The organism is Corynebacterium rouxii (genome assembly GCF_902702935.1).
GTDB lineage: Bacteria > Actinomycetota > Actinomycetes > Mycobacteriales > Mycobacteriaceae > Corynebacterium > Corynebacterium rouxii.
On sequence record NZ_LR738855.1, the window covers coordinates 48,126 to 62,648 of the forward strand.

The window sequence follows — 14,523 nt, forward strand, 5'->3', positions numbered from 1 at the left end:
AGCCCGCAGCGCGGTGCTAAAGGGTTCGGATCGACAGGTTTTCCCCGCGCTAGCGGGGATGAGCCCTAAATACAACGTATTTCGACTAAAACGCTTCGGTTTTCCCCGCGCTAGCGGGGATGAGCCCTCCCCCCCCACGGTGCAATCAAAAGCCTCTAGTTTTCCCCGCGCTAGCGGGGATGAGCCCTCGTCAGTGGCGAACGCCACGAGGAGAGTCATGTTTTCCCCGCGCTAGCGGGGATGAGCCGTTTTTAACCCCAACCTTGTTTCGGTTGGGGCTGTTTTCCCCGCGCTAGCGGGGATGAGCCCGAAAACTGCCCATACGTCAAAGCCATAACATCGTTTTCCCCGCGCTAGCGGGGATGAGCCCTAGTCTGGCGACGTCCAAGGTTATTTTCACGGGTTTTCCCCGCGCTAGCGGGGATGAGCCCCGCTATCATCCAACCCCCGCAGCATCTCCGCCGTTTTCCCCGCGCTAGCGGGGATGAGCCCTATCGCAGAGTGGATCGCGGATGTTGCAACACGTTTTCCCCGCGCTAGCGGGGATGAGCCCTATCGCAGAGTGGATCGCGGATGTTGCAACACGTTTTCCCCGCGCTAGCGGGGATGAGCCTCATTGATTCCTGCCGACACTTTATCGAGGAAAGTTTTCCCCGCGCTAGCGGGGATGAGCCCGATGGAGTCGGCAGCGCGAACCCCGTCCGCAAGTTTTCCCCGCGCTAGCGGGGATGAGCCCGGGTGACTTTGTTGCCGCGTCGCTAGCGACGACATTGCCCGCGAAGTTGGGAAAGAGATGGGTACCGATCTTGATCAGTTCGATCCGGAGCTGATTGATGGGGTGCGGGTGCTGTGGATTAGCGAGGGTAAGACAGCGCGCGACGAGACGGCTTTTAGACACGCTTTGAAAGTCGCCCACCGCCTGCGCACAGCAGGCGAGCGGATGACTGATGCTGCGATCATCGACGCTTATGAGCACGCCTACAAGACCGCACATAGGGTTGGTGCAGATGGTCGTGTCGATGAGATGCCGCCGATGCGTGACCGTCAAACGATGGCGAGGCGTGTGCGTGGGTATGTCACCCAAGCAAAGACTGATGCCTACGGTTGTAGTGCCCTAGGGCACGCTACAAGCAGCGAACGTAAGGCGCTATCCACAATGGGGCGCAGGGGTGGTCAGCAGGCTGCTAAACGCTGGGAAACCGACCCCAACGGCGACTACGCACAAACAGAGCGAAAGAAGCTTGAACAAGCCTCTAAGAAGCGTTCTAGGGCAGCAAAAGGCGCCCGCTTAACGATTGCTGGTTGGTTTATCCAAGCGGAAAGCGAAACAGGAGAATGGCCGACGATTCAATCAGGAATGAATGAGTTCGGGGTATCCAGACAGACGGTTAACCGTGCGTTGAAGGCAGCAGATGTTTCCCTCCCCAGGGGACGCAAGCGCCAATTAAAATAAATGTGCCACACCGTAAGCAATATACGGTTCCCCTGGGCGCGAGCACAGTAGGTTAAGAATTTGGATCAAAAATGATCTTTTAGAGAGGGTTCATGTGGTAAGTGAAAGGTCTGTTTCTAGTAAGAGATAGACCTTAGGTTGTCCGCTCTACCGTTTGGCTCGTCGGCGCTGTGCCCGGTTGGGTCGAGGCGTTGACGATTCGGTGGCTTTGACTGCGTTCATTGTTTGGTTGAGTTCTTGGCCGGCAGTGATCAAGTCTCCGACTGCGTGGGTAACCATTGGTCTATCGTTGGAGAGCAAAGCAGCCGTGATGTCACGCAAAATCTTCGCTGCCTCCCTAGCTATAGCGTCCTGCCCGCATGCATCACGGGCTGACTGTAAGCGTGCTTTCTCTAGCTCGTCTAGACGCTTACGCTCACGGCGGGCGCGGCTAGCTGCTGCACGGCACGCATCTGAGCAAAAGCGTTTTGCTCGCCCTTGGGGGCCAAGGCGCGGAGGATTTTTCCTTCCGCAGTGCTCACAGAAAACTGGATCTGAGAGGGTATTCATGATCCCCATAATATCGAACGTTCGATATTATTTTGGCCAGTTTTTCCTCTTTATATCCGCTGGTTAAACGGCTTTCGAACCATTCTCACTAAAAGTGCATACTGTGTGTAGCCAAAAGCGGGTCAAAGGTAAAGAATCTGCGAGTGTACGGCGGCGCGCTAGGTGTGGAGGAAAGTGGGTAAGAGGCAAGGAAATCGCGTAGCGATTTTCGCGGCAGCATAGAAGATCGAGAGGGGAGTCTGGGAGGGATGCGGGGCGTGCTGACCGTCGCGAAGATGCACGGTGAATCCGTGGCACCTACTATGAGTCCACCGTCGACACGGACCAGGACTAGGACGAGAACCTTGGCCCTGGACGGCTACTACTCCGGGGACGGAACTACGCCGGCAGCGGCATGGGCGAGGACGCTCGCCAGCGCACCCGCGTAAGTGGACTGCGCTGGATAAAAAGCTGCTTAATCTAGAGACAGCAGGAACTCGACGAGCTGCGCCAGCGCCAGGAAGAAATTGAAACCGAAGCACGACAGATCAAAGACAGGACTGCTGACACCCAGCACGAAGCTGATTCGCTGAGGGGACCGCATGCTTTGCTCTACCCTGTCGCCGAACTCGGAGTTCCACCCACGTGGCAGATGATCACCTTGCTGAAAGAGACCGAACAGACCCGTTTCGCAGACGAACCCATTCGTTAATAGCTCGGAGAAGTCGGCGTACGCGCCGACTTCGGAACCGGATACACCACCTCTGAAACCGACGAGCCCGCCGATTCCTACGACATCGTTGTCGAGGATGGAATGGAACTCTAAACGCATCTGAGCTGCCCAAACGGTTAACGTTGTGATGTTAAAACGTTGTAAACGTTTACCCTAGGGGAAGTTGCATTTGGCCACAAAAGATCCAAGTTCTGTTTTGGACTTCTTTTAGGGGCTTTCTCGAGGTTCTGGAATTTTTGCAAATACCCCCCCTAACATAGGGTGAGCAGGGTGAAAAACGCAGACTATATACAGGTAAACTGTGGGTGCAGGCGTACAGGTACGTATTTACAGCACCCTTTTGCGGTTACTGCAGCTATTTGTTGTTACTTCTACGCTCGAAAGATGAAAATGAAATCAAAGATTTTTGCAATCGCTGCTTCCGTTGTTTTGCTGGGGGCAAAGCGGTATTGCTAGCGCAGATGAACTTGGTCAGGCCGAGGGGTCAGAATGGGTGGCTGAAGCTTGGGCACCCCTTCCTGCTGAATCCGTGCAAAATGAGGAAGAACCTACCATAACCGTACGCTCGGCCAGCGGATCCACTTGGGCTCCAGGAGGAATCGGTGCCACGAATACCCTATATGTAAACGGGTGGGGGACGCGCGTTAATTCCATCGCTATGGCTTATAATGTGGGAGGGCAGTTGGCGAATGCCTGTGTCGATAAATTTGAGGTCACATATCGGGAGAATGGCCAAAGCAAGGTCATGACCTCGGGACATAATTGCGCTCTGTACCGTACCACCCATACTTTTCGGGTATATAGGAATTTTGACCCTAATTCGCGGGTCTGTGGACGAGCGCACGTGCAAGGTGCGGGTCCAGGAAACTGGGCTTGCATTACGATTAAGCCCTAGGAGTGTAGATGGTAGAATTTCTGACTATAATTGGCAGCTTTAGTATCGCTTTTCTGATCCCTACCTTACTTGTGATCATAATCGTGCTTTTTGTCCTGTCACTCAAGAAAAAGAAGTAAACTTTCTCCGTTTTGAATGTTGGTCAGCGCTATTTCGGTAGATGCCATCCAACATTCTTTTAGTTTTGAGCGTTTATCGACTGCTTGTTTCCCAGCCTATGCGTAGATGAATATCTTAAAAAGGACGGCACACGCGCCTAACTAAGGATTAGAAATGCCGCAACAGGCTTAATTCCTATGTACTTAGGAGACCGGAGCGGCCCCTGCTCGCCCTGATAGTGATTGGGTCTTCGAGGGTCGTAAAGGACTCGGGTGGCTATGTTCTGGATGGAGAAAGATTTGCTAGTAAGGCATGCTAGGCGGTGGCAAGTTTTTTGGAATCGTTGATAGGGCACGCCAAGATTTTCCCCATGTCACGCACAGTCATTCCCGATTTTCTTCAGGTTGTCAGCAAGATCTCGAATACTCTCCTGAACCATGACACTAAGCCGTGCAGCTTCGCTGCGCGTCGGAGAGGATCTTCATCTCGACAATGTGCAGAGAGCGAATGACTTTAACAATAATATTAGTTCATCAGAGCTTACCCCGGCCTGATACGCCATGGTTTCCCGTATTTCGTCGGCGGCATGAGCTAGACGCTTGGTCCGGGATACGGCACGCAGTTCCTCACACTCTAGCCCCCCATACATCACTGTTTCCTAGCTCTTGCGCATATTGATCGAAAAACTTCCTGGCTGTTACAGCGTCCATCTCCCGGTGCAGGCCCAGCGTTCGAGTTGTATTGCCCACCCAGTAAACATCGTGACGAGTAAGAGCCATCTCCTCAAATTCAAGTCCACGCCGCTTAGCTTCAGCTTTCAGTCTCTTGATTATGGCGCTACGTTTTATAACGTTAGTCTGCCCAAAAAAGCGACAACCGAGTCAACCTCAGTAGACAGTTTTGAACTTTTCGTAACGTCTAACGGACTGCCGAAACTGCGGAGTTTCTTTATACCTAGCCGTGATTGGCTTGTGAGGGTGATTGACATAAAGGTTAAAACGTTAGTGTTATGACGTTGAAACGCTAACGTTTTAACGTGCTAAGATTTTTACACTGAAAGAAAGTAGCAGTGACATGCGTATCGCATTCGTTCACACCAAGGGGGTGTGGGTAAAACAACGAACACCATCATGCTGGCGACCGCCGCAGTACAGGTGGGCTTTACGACACCCCGGCGAGTGCCACTGACAAGGATTTTCTCTTAGAACATCTTGGTAGCGAGTGTTCCACGCTAGTCGCACCTGCAAGTTCTCCCACGCCTACTACACAGCGACGAATGAGGAGACTGGAGAACAGATCACAAAGCCACGTATGTACCGTGTGAACTCTGAGACTTTCCGCAAATGCCAGTACGTGATACTGACGAAGATCAAGCGCGCTGCCGTGATCGTCGTCGACATTGATCAGACAGGCAGTGCAGGAGGACACCCGTCGAATCTGGCTGATGATATACGAGGCACGTTCGCGGCGCTGGTGTCTAAAGGTATCTTAAAGCTAGCTCGGGGGAACTGCGCGTACTGCGGGAGAAGCGTGTAGTTAAACCGGAGCGGGGTACAGGTTCTGTACTAAGTCCTCGGGTGACAACGACGAGTGGGGCAGCGGCGCTGCTTGCAGCGCAGTGTGCGGCTGGTGAGTCTACGGCGCAAGAAGACGATGGTGTGTCTGTGCAGTGGGAACACAGTTCGTATGAGCCGGAGTTGTAGGCATAATCAAAGACCCCAACCACGCACGAATTGCTCTCTTAAAGAAAATATGGTTAGCGAATAGACGTATTCCTAGTGCAAAGCTGAAGATGGGGTATCCATCGTGAACGTACGATTTGATTAAGGTCTATATAGCCGTATGCCCATATAGACATAAGGCTATATGCTTAGATATTTGTAGAGAGTGGTTCTGCCGATCTCTAAACGGCGGGCGACTTCAGCTTTCGGAACACCTGTATCTACCCACTGCCGAGCCTGACTGATTTGTTCGTCGGTAAGGACTTTTGCGCGCCCCTTATACACTCCTCTAGCTTTAGCTCGGGCAATACCTTCTGCCTGACGCTCACGAATCAGTGAACGCTCAAACTCTGCGATGGCCCCCAAGATCCCCAACATAAGTCGGGCTATCGGATCACTAGTAGCGGTATAGGTTTGGTTTTCTTTGAGGAACTCGACGATAACACCACGCTCGGTTAATTTGGTGACAATACTGCTGAGATCAGTAAGCGAACGAGCAAGCCTGTCCATGCTTGTGATAATCAGGCGGTCGCCTTCACGAAGATAACGTAAAGCCTCATCAAGTTGTGGGCGGTGGCGAGTACCGCCACTGATGCAATCAGTGTAGATACGAACAGCACCCGCGTTACGTAACCTGGCATGCTGGCGTTCGGGGTTTTGTTCAGTGGTACTTACTCGTGCGTAGCCGATTTTTTGCCCCACGATAGGCGTAATATGTTCGCTAGGGTCTACAAAAAGTGGCGTATGTGTTTGGTTATTCATAATTCAACCCTAGCGAACAGTGCAGATAGTCTAGGGGCAACTGTTCATTTAGCGTGTGGCTACCCGAACGCTTGGCAGGCACCGCGAGATCGACGACGTGACAGCGAAAAAGTTTTTTGATCAGTATGCACAAGAATTAGTAAAAGGTTGGTGGAGATAATGGCAAAGACATACACGGTCACTGCAGAACGAGGCAGCGACGTGTGGGTGCTTGAATGTGTCGAACTGGGAGCTGTGTCCCAGACCAAGCGGCTAGACCATGCCGCTGCCGAGATGCGAGAAGCTATGGCCTACCAAGCAGGAGCAAGTCCCGATAGCTTCAATATTGTTGTTGAAGCTATCCTCCCCTCTAATATCGCCGAGCTAAAGACACGTGCCGATGAACAACGCAAGAAAGTACCCGGGAATTGGCTGCCGCAATGAAAAAGTCCGGTATGACTGTACGCGACATGGGTGATATTCTCGAGGTGTCCTACCAAAGGGCGCAAAAGCTTGCAACAGCATAAGGAAACTTAAACAGCAACGCTGCGGAATAGGTTTGTTGGTTATTAACCAAGCCGGATCCAGCAGGTAGAGGCGAGAAATTTTTCCGGTTTCTTCACCTCATCGTAGCAATCACTTCATGGAAATGAATAGCTTTCTATATAGCAACCTATGGGTCATCATCTTGTTGCCTGTTTGTTTATAGCTTCCTTGCCCTACTACTTTCGTGAGCAAGGGAACCCTTAGGGTTTCCGCGCTAGCACCCGATAACACTCCACCACCAAGACGCAGTAACGGTTACTGATCTGTTTTACCCCTAGGTATATAGTTATATAGTTATAGGTGACCTGTGGAAATAGGTAAACCTGCTGGTCAAACCCTGTGGATAATTGTCTCCGTGAGGGTAAATATGCGCAACCTGAACAGGGAAAATAAAAGCACCCCGTGGGGTGCTTTGGCAGCGTTATTCGAGTTCTTTTTTCGGCTTTGTTCACACTGAGGGCGCGCCTTCAAGACTGGCGATGATACCGTTTTGACTAACTCTTATGCATAGCATCAAATATGTTTGTTGGTGTTGCGTGATGGAGGATTTGACCTGTGTTTCCTTCTTTTAGCACCACAACACGGTCAGCTGATGCTGCAATATCCAGATCATGTGTGACCATAACTAGAGAAGTTCTCTTGGTGACCGTTTCTTGAAGTAGTTCTAGGATAATTGCGCTGGTTGTAACGTCTAGTGCTCCAGTCGGTTCGTCGGCAAAGAGTATCTGGGGAGATCTGACAAGAGAACGTGCGATAGCTACGCGTTGTTGTTGTCCTCCGGATAATTGGTTTGGATACTTATTGCCAGCTCCTGACAGCCCCACTTTTTCAAGAACTGAGTCGATTTCGCGTTTTTTTGGGTTTCGGCCAGCAAGCTTTGAAGGAAGCCGGATGTTGTCGGCGACCGTCAGGGAGCTAATGAGGTTTAAGTCTTGGAAGATGAAACTTGCGTGATTTCTCCTGATCTCAGCAACTTTTCGTGGCGAGATGGCGGTGATGTTCTGATTGGCTAGGGAGATAGATCCTTCATCGGGTGCGAGTAATCCACTTAAGCAGTACAGTAATGTAGATTTTCCTGAACCCGATTTTCCGACAATTGCAACAGATTCTCCAGGTAATATAGTGAGATCAATTCCCTTGAGAACTGTTACTTTCTGACTACCTTTACCGAAGCTTTTCTTCACTCCGGTGGCTGTGATGAGTGCTGTCATTATTTACTCCCCAGTACGACGGTTATGGATTCTTTTCGGAAACCTGTGCTTGTCACGGTAAGTAGCATGAGCAGTGTGAGTGACATGCCAAATGTGACAACCCCGGTAGCCGCCCAACTTGGTAATGAAACTTGTGCGGAGGGAATTGGTCCCGATGAAAAAGCAGCGACCATTGCAAGTTCGTTAGCGATGATTATGAAATAAGCGCAGAATAGTGAGATAAACGCATAAACGATGGTCTCAAACAGTGCTTTTGTATAAGCTGCGCTCCGAGTGGAACCGGACACAATCAAGAGTGCATTATCTTGCTCTCTGTTTGAGGCCGTCGCAAAGACGATTGATGATGCCGATACACATGCCGCAATGATAGGACCTGCGAGCAATAATGCCATTTGCTCAGGTGGGGCAGAGACGGAGCTAGAAGCCCCGCTAACTGTTTCGAGAATATCTTTAAGTTTCGATACCCACGATGTCATTACCCCAACAGCGGAGGCTGCGAGACTAATCGGCATGACAAGCGCTTTAGTTAGTGCAGGGCGCGAGGAGGCTTCCCTAGCGGCTAGAAAAAAGGAAACTTTGCCAGGACGTAGTTGAATTAGTGCGACAAGTGCACGGATTAAGAATGGGCCAAGGAATGCAAAAACAAGACAAAGCAGTATACCCATGCCTGGGTAGATTGTGACGAAATCACCGATTTCCTGCGGATCGGTAAGTTCGGTTCGGTTTCCAATCGCAGAATAGATTGCGATGATTCCAACGAGAAACGTCACCCCGAGCGTAGTTGTGAATATGTAGCCTTTGACTGAACCACGCTTTGTCTCGAAAGATGAGGAGGCTTTAACGCCAGTAATAAGATCACCGCGTACAATTTTTCGAGATGAGCTAATTCCTGCCAAAATGCTAACGATGACGGTAATGGCTATACCGATAGAAATGGCGGGAGCTGGGATATTGTGCTCGAGAACGCTACTGTAAGGGAGCCCGCTGTGTCCTACGAAGCTTGCGTAGCTTGGCCAGATTATGATCGTGATTATCGTACCGACCACAGCTGATGCGGCGGTAACTAACACTACTTCCGTGAAGAGGATTGCAAGTGCTGTGGGAGGTAGAAGCCCAGCTATTTGCCAAAGCGCAACTTCACGTCGCTGTAAGCGAATACATGTGTCTACAACTAAGCGGAATGAAGCGAGGCCTGTAAGTACACTGAACGCGAGTGCAACTCCTCCCATGCTTATATATGCCTGCTGGGCATCTCCAGATACGGCAGCGCCGGCGACTATGAGGGCGACATTGAGGGTGAGAACGACCGAAAGGGCGATGGAAGAAACAAGTAGAGCGATCCATGACGCTATTCCCTTACGTACGGAGTTTAAAGCGATTTTGAAGATCATATGTGTGCCTCCGTTAAGGTGTCGCAAATCAGCCAAATGATTCGCGCGGTATATATAACCGCAGCACCATAGCTGATAATAATAATGGCTCGTACTAAGAGCGAGTTATCTTTGAATGATTTTGCTTCCCTTTGGTTGACTAGGACTAGCAAAGACTTAAAACCATCCGAGTTAAGTATGGGGATACAGTTATAAGCCATAGCAATGGCATACCAAGAAAACACGAACAGCCAATCTCTCTCTAAGAGGTCTGCCCAGAGCATTCCAAAAGCTATAACGGTAATGATTGCGTTGGTAACGATCCCGATAGAATGAACAACGTAGCGATCCGTGCGAACGAGAAGGTGGGAGTCGTTCATTCTCACGTAAAAAGCGGGAAATACTCCGTAATTAAGCTTAAATCCAACCTTATCTGGAGATCTTCCCATCATCCTGAATACTGCATAGTGACCAGCCTCGTGAATGGCTATCTGGCAGGAGGCGTAGCCAATGAGTATTGCAAAATTGTGCCAGCGCAGTTGTGATAAGTCCACCTGATATGCTCCCCAAATACCTAATGCAGTAGAGGATACAATGAGGGAAAACGAAAGCAGTAAATAAACTGTAAAAACTGGTTTGCTCACAATAGGTGAGGTTTCTGTAAAAGGAAGGTTTTTGCCTGCGGAGAGAGGCGCCTGAACGATCCTTTTTGTAGACAGATCTTTAATGACTAGAACATTTCCTTCTTTAAGTATCTCGAAAGAATCGTTTTTGTATCTTTGAGTCATGGGCTTATTTCGAGATACTTGTATATTCGCTTGAAACGATAGACACTACAGCTTTCAGCGTGTGTGGATTTGAGAAGAGGATTTGGCACATTTCACATGCGTCGACATAACTGCGTTCAGTGTAGGAAACATCCAGGACCCTTTCTTCGATGCATCGCTCAAAGAGCCATTTGAAACCTTTTTGTCGGATCGCGGCAAAAAGAAGATTTCTCTCGATACTGGAAACTGCGCGTTCTACGGGAAGATCTTCTGCCTTTCCAAAGGCGAGATCTGTGGTAAAGACCGTGGGGGAGCAACAAGGATAGACTTTGCCGTCGTAGTGGTAGGTGGGCTCAAAGCCCGGACAGGTTAGATTGTCTTCTATACGATGGCGGCGAATGATTGATTCTTCAGGGTATTGTTCCGCTGCCCCCACTCGTTGAATGGGGAACTTAATCACTTTGACTCCCATGAGCGATTCTCCAAGCGCCGCTAGAATCCTATCGGAAGAGAAGTTTTTGGATACCGCAACATTAATTGCGATTGGTACCCTCACACTCAAGTTGGCATCGAGGATATTTTTGACTTTCTCTACCTTGAGGAGATCTTGATGGAAATCATCGAAGCTGATCTTTAGAGCGCAAAGACCTGCTTCTTTTAGCTCAAAAAGTGTTTCCTCAGCTCGTTTCTTATTTTGTCCCCAGAACCCATTAGTTACTAAGGTTGCGGCTTTCCCATAGGATTTAGCAACGCGAAGTACTTCCAGTACTAAAGGTTTACGTAAGAGAGCTTCCCCGCCGCTCAGTGAAATTGTGTCGATAGCGGGTGCTTCACAACCTTCCTTAACGATTCGAAGAATCTGTTCATCTGTGAGATGTTCCTCGGCCTGAGGGGTGGAAGAAAAACAACAGTGTCCGCATCTAATGTTGCATTTCCTGTCAATAACTATGCCAAGGGCTACCATGTTGCGCCTAATTCACTCAAAGTGGAGATTACTAAAAAGGGGAAGGAAGGGATGGATACTTTCCATTCCCTCCCTTGTGTGTCGGAATTACCAGTGCAGGATGGTTCCTCCGGTAACGAAATAGCCCAAATCGTCCTGATCTGCGAGATCAATGACGGCATCATTCTGGATGAGGGAGTTGATAGAATCCATTACGGCTCCGTGTGAGATGAGATGAAACTGGGAGTAGGAAACAACCCTATTCTGCGTCAGTTTTGACTCGGTGAGTCGTTAATCAGATTAATACAAACGATTGTCGTTTTGTTTAAATGGCAAATTTGTTGCTTCCTGAGAGTAGGAAATTCTTGGTGGAATCCAAGTAAAGCTAGCTGTTAAGTCGATTCATGCACTACAGGCATGAGAAGCACTCATAAGGGAGAAGTTTTCTATACAAATTTTTCGTCCAGGTATGTTTTTTGAACGCTGTCTAATTCCACCTATTTGGGTGTGTTTTGGCAAGAAAATATTTTCTTGTCCTGAGTGCTACCTTTCTAACAATTTAGCTTTATCTATTTCTAGGTATGTAGTACTAGACGGATTCTTGGTAGTTGGTTACCTTCTTTATGGTCTCTATGCTCCCACTGTTTCCGCGTTGGCACCCGATAAAATCGTACAACCAAGACACCAGTAGCGGTTGCGATGTGTTTCTTTGGTTTTATTTTTATGGAAGAAGAGTTTTGTTGATTGGATACCTAGAGGATTAACTACAGGGGAAGCATAAAAATGAGGTAAGCAGTTGCTTTCTGTGTGGGGCGGTGGTTAGAAGGGAGTTGTTTTCTTTGTTTGCGAGTTCAATTTCTAGGAACTTGGCTTTAAGTATTGCTGTGGCGTGACCTATAGAGCGCTGGATATTTTCTCTTTTTATCCTTACGAAACGTTGTTCCGCGATCCACGTGCGCAGATGCTCCAGATCACGTGACTCATCGGCCTTAATTGGGTGCATGAGTTCAGTTCTTTCGAGACGGTGGATAAGGATAAAGTTCCCAGACTTTATCAGGAGTTTTAAGATTCGCAGTGGTGGTAGCGACGTCTTTCAAGTCCTTGAAAGGACTGGTTTTGGCTAGATCAGTTATGGGGTCGAGCACAGAACTAGCCAGCGAAGCATCATCCTTTGTGATAACGATACCGAGAGAATCAAATGACCGACGGAAGCTCCCTGTGCGCATTAAGTGCCGTCATGGGCAGATTTCGTTCTGTGTGGATCTTGACTAATTGCGTCTCTTTCCGTGATTTAATGGCAGTTCGTTTTGTTGCTAAAGCCTCTTTTGTAGTCAGTGTGACTGTAGTGATCGAGGCTCAAAGTAGGATAACGGCGAAATGGAGAGGCGGCATGTTTATCCTTAGATAGGGCCATTGTGATGGAATCACAGAAAGCAACAGTGTGAAAGCTTTTAGGAAGACCTCTGCAACATGGAAATATTTTGTGATTTTGGGCACAAATTGACAATCTGTATTGAGTAAGAGGGCCATGTGTGGTATGACTCAAAAAGCTTTTTGAATCATACCACACATGGCCCTTGCTATTTTCTTGCCGTTGAATTCCTGAAATTGCACCTCGTGAGAGGCGCTGGTTCCCCATGCCCTTGCCGTAAGATTAGAACATATTATCTACGGAAAGGCTGAACAATGGATCCCTATACAAACCCACTTACATGCATGGATGCATGTCGGATAATTAATGCACTTCCTCACCCTAGGAGAAATACTTACTTAACTATCGCTAGGGACAATGCGGAAACTGAAAAAATTACTATATTGGCGGCCAAACTATATTTATGGAACGGATATCTAGCCTCGGTTATAGATAGAACAACGGGGGAAATTGAAGTGCTGCTACGTAACTTTATGGATAAATCTTTATCGCAATGGAACAGTGCACTACCGCGATGTGGTTCGCGTGAATGGCTAACCGCACCTGAAGGTGAACTGAAAGAGCTGGTAATCCCTTCTAAGGGGAAACCTTTGAGGGACTTTGCACACCTTCAAACAGTTGAAGGAACTCCCACACATGACGATTATGTAGCAGGTTTAACTTTTGGAAATTGGGTTCACCTATTGCCAAAGAAACACGCTTCGGAAAAGAATGTACGAGTGATTCTTTGGAATGAAGCTTTCGCTCCTCATCTAAATTCGCCAGATAGGGTAGATTTTCAGCAACGCGTAATGGCAGTAAAAGACATACGCAACCGAGCGACTCACAGACGTCCGCTCGTTAAAGACATTAAGGCCGTTAGTAAAGCGCACCAAGATTGCGTGACAATCGCAAAAGCAATAAATGAAGATCTAGGGATCTGGCTCCGAAATGAAAAGTGGATCCCCCAAGCACTTAAGAAGTCACCGTTATTATAGAAGATGGCCCCCAGTCGTACTGGGGGCCAGGGCTTATTTGCCTTTCGGCTTGATGTGGACAATGGTACACCTTCGCAGAAGAAATACAACTCCACTTAAATCAGCTAGGGTTTTCTTGGATAGTCCGACCGGGAAGGCAATGAGGGACCCACTCCGAATCTTCGTTCAATGTGCCGAGGTTCATTCGTTGCCCTCAGTGAACTAGCAAATTTTTGTATCAATCTCGAGATGTGTGAATCGTGATTCATGTTCAACGGGCGAGAAGGGGTGCTCGTTGATGAGATGGTCCAGTTCTTTATGAGTTGCTCAAATGGTGAAATGTGAGATCCCGAGGATCGGGCTCCTAGCGTAGCGGATGGTGTAGATAAGGACATGTTCGCAGTAGAGTTTCCTAGACTGCTTGTAAACCTAAATACTGACCCTATGTCACTATACCCATATAGGCATAGTGACATAGGGTACTATAAAGTACTCTGGGAATATGACTTCTATTGTGTCCATTCTCCAGACCAAGGGGGGGGGCACTGGTAAAACAACTACCGCTATGATGCTTGCCTTTGCGCTCAGCGCCCGTGGCGAGAATGTCCTTGTCCTCGATTCCGACAAGCAAAGTTCGGCAACCGACTGGGCAGAAGCCGTGGGCGACGAGATGCCTTTTATTGTCGAGCCAGTTTCGACAGCAAGAGCCTTAGAATCAGCGATGCGTCGCTACGCCGATAGTGACTACTCATTCGTTTTCATTGACACCCCACCGGGGAGTAACGCCATTGTGTCTGTCGCTGCTACTGAATCAGCAATGGTTCTTGTTCCGACGTCAGCATCACCGCTTGATCTACGCCGCACACAAGCAACCCTAGACGCCCTTGCGGAAACCTCTACACCTATCGCTGTTGTTTTGGTGAATGTGAATCCGCGTGAACGGATATTGGATGAAGCTCATGCCGCACTATCAGCGCATACTCGTGCGGCGCTGGCTGACACTGTCATTCCATCGCGAGCCGCTACCCGCCGAGCAGGTAGCACCCTCCCGAGCATCAATACCAAGCCGTTTACTGAGTGGCGTGAGCTAGCCGACGAACTCACCGCAGCTTTCTAAAGGAGATAGAT

General features: G+C 49.0%; 12 protein-coding genes and 1 CRISPR repeat array (1 of these 13 cut by a window edge). Of the genes, 5 read left to right on the forward strand and 7 right to left on the reverse strand.

Annotation, left to right across the window (positions count from 1 at the left end):
* A CRISPR array of direct repeats spans positions 1-735; the repeat unit is 28 nt; unit sequence GTTTTCCCCGCGCTAGCGGGGATGAGCC; it begins 1,305 nt to the left of the window's first position.
* Positions 736-793: 58 nt separating this feature from the next.
* Positions 794-1,453, forward strand: a complete 660-nt coding sequence (locus CIP100161_RS00265; protein ID WP_232053014.1) for a hypothetical protein — start codon at positions 794-796, stop codon at positions 1,451-1,453.
* A 147-nt stretch (positions 1,454-1,600) separates the two neighbouring features.
* On the opposite strand, the gene CIP100161_RS00270 is transcribed toward CIP100161_RS00265, so the two are convergent.
* Positions 1,601-2,002, reverse strand: a complete 402-nt coding sequence (locus CIP100161_RS00270) for a hypothetical protein (RefSeq protein ID WP_155871132.1) — start codon at positions 2,000-2,002, stop codon at positions 1,601-1,603.
* Positions 2,003-2,456: 454 nt separating this feature from the next.
* Positions 2,457-2,813 carry a hypothetical protein gene (locus CIP100161_RS00275; RefSeq protein WP_155871133.1) on the reverse strand — a complete coding sequence of 119 codons (357 nt, stop codon included), beginning with the start codon at positions 2,811-2,813 and terminating at the stop codon, positions 2,457-2,459.
* Positions 2,814-5,285: 2,472 nt separating this feature from the next.
* On the opposite strand from CIP100161_RS00275, the gene CIP100161_RS12320 reads away from it, so the two are divergent.
* Positions 5,286-5,411, forward strand: a complete 126-nt coding sequence (locus tag CIP100161_RS12320; RefSeq protein ID WP_269472932.1) for a hypothetical protein — start codon at positions 5,286-5,288, stop codon at positions 5,409-5,411.
* 159 nt (positions 5,412-5,570) lie between these two features.
* Here the strand turns inward: CIP100161_RS12320 and CIP100161_RS00280 are convergent, their stop codons facing one another.
* Positions 5,571-6,191, reverse strand: coding sequence for a recombinase family protein (locus tag CIP100161_RS00280; protein WP_166443128.1), 621 nt, complete (start codon positions 6,189-6,191; stop codon positions 5,571-5,573).
* A gap of 159 nt (positions 6,192-6,350) precedes the next feature.
* Here CIP100161_RS00280 and CIP100161_RS00285 point away from each other — a divergent pair, with 159 nt between their 5' ends.
* Positions 6,351-6,614 (forward strand): hypothetical protein, encoded by a 264-nt coding sequence (locus CIP100161_RS00285; protein ID WP_232053015.1) that lies wholly within the window; start codon positions 6,351-6,353, stop codon positions 6,612-6,614.
* Between the two features lie 596 nt (positions 6,615-7,210).
* On the opposite strand, the gene CIP100161_RS00290 is transcribed toward CIP100161_RS00285, so the two are convergent.
* From CIP100161_RS00290 to CIP100161_RS00305, 4 genes are read right to left on the reverse strand one after another with little or no spacing between them, the layout of a single operon-like run.
* Positions 7,211-7,927: an ABC transporter ATP-binding protein gene (locus tag CIP100161_RS00290; RefSeq protein WP_155871134.1), complete on the reverse strand. Its 717-nt coding sequence runs from the start codon at positions 7,925-7,927 to the stop codon at positions 7,211-7,213.
* Positions 7,927-9,318 (reverse strand): FtsX-like permease family protein, encoded by a 1,392-nt coding sequence (locus tag CIP100161_RS00295; RefSeq protein ID WP_155871135.1) that lies wholly within the window; start codon positions 9,316-9,318, stop codon positions 7,927-7,929. The genes CIP100161_RS00290 and CIP100161_RS00295 overlap by 1 nt, the downstream gene beginning before the upstream one ends.
* Positions 9,315-10,085 carry a hypothetical protein gene (locus CIP100161_RS00300; protein WP_155871136.1) on the reverse strand — a complete coding sequence of 257 codons (771 nt, stop codon included), beginning with the start codon at positions 10,083-10,085 and terminating at the stop codon, positions 9,315-9,317. The genes CIP100161_RS00295 and CIP100161_RS00300 overlap by 4 nt, the downstream gene beginning before the upstream one ends.
* A 4-nt stretch (positions 10,086-10,089) precedes the next feature.
* On the reverse strand, positions 10,090-11,028 hold the full coding sequence (locus tag CIP100161_RS00305) for a radical SAM protein (protein WP_155871137.1): 939 nt from the start codon (positions 11,026-11,028) through the stop codon (positions 10,090-10,092).
* Between the two features lie 1,794 nt (positions 11,029-12,822).
* On the opposite strand from CIP100161_RS00305, the gene CIP100161_RS00310 reads away from it, so the two are divergent.
* Both CIP100161_RS00310 and CIP100161_RS00315 read left to right on the forward strand, forming a co-directional pair.
* On the forward strand, positions 12,823-13,416 hold the full coding sequence (locus CIP100161_RS00310; protein ID WP_232053017.1) for a hypothetical protein: 594 nt from the start codon (positions 12,823-12,825) through the stop codon (positions 13,414-13,416).
* A 481-nt stretch (positions 13,417-13,897) separates the two neighbouring features.
* Complete coding sequence (locus CIP100161_RS00315; protein WP_155871139.1) at positions 13,898-14,512, forward strand: ParA family protein; 615 nt, start codon at positions 13,898-13,900, stop codon at positions 14,510-14,512.
* The last annotated feature ends 11 nt before the right edge of the window (positions 14,513-14,523 follow it).

Bases quoted from the DNA above. Each gene is read 5' to 3' on its own strand.
- CIP100161_RS00305 (WP_155871137.1), bottom strand. From the start codon at position 11,028: ATGGTAGCCCTTGGCATAGTTATTGACAGGAAATGCAACATTAGATGC.
- CIP100161_RS00265 (WP_232053014.1), top strand. From the start codon at position 794: ATGGGTACCGATCTTGATCAGTTCGATCCGGAGCTGATTGATGGGGTG.
- CIP100161_RS00280 (WP_166443128.1), bottom strand. From the start codon at position 6,191: ATGAATAACCAAACACATACGCCACTTTTTGTAGACCCTAGCGAACAT.
- CIP100161_RS00270 (WP_155871132.1), bottom strand. From the start codon at position 2,002: ATGAATACCCTCTCAGATCCAGTTTTCTGTGAGCACTGCGGAAGGAAA.
- CIP100161_RS00295 (WP_155871135.1), bottom strand. From the start codon at position 9,318: ATGATCTTCAAAATCGCTTTAAACTCCGTACGTAAGGGAATAGCGTCA.
- CIP100161_RS00275 (WP_155871133.1), bottom strand. From the start codon at position 2,813: ATGCGTTTAGAGTTCCATTCCATCCTCGACAACGATGTCGTAGGAATC.
- CIP100161_RS00285 (WP_232053015.1), top strand. From the start codon at position 6,351: ATGGCAAAGACATACACGGTCACTGCAGAACGAGGCAGCGACGTGTGG.
- CIP100161_RS00300 (WP_155871136.1), bottom strand. From the start codon at position 10,085: ATGACTCAAAGATACAAAAACGATTCTTTCGAGATACTTAAAGAAGGA.
- CIP100161_RS00290 (WP_155871134.1), bottom strand. From the start codon at position 7,927: ATGACAGCACTCATCACAGCCACCGGAGTGAAGAAAAGCTTCGGTAAA.
- CIP100161_RS00315 (WP_155871139.1), top strand. From the start codon at position 13,898: ATGACTTCTATTGTGTCCATTCTCCAGACCAAGGGGGGGGGCACTGGT.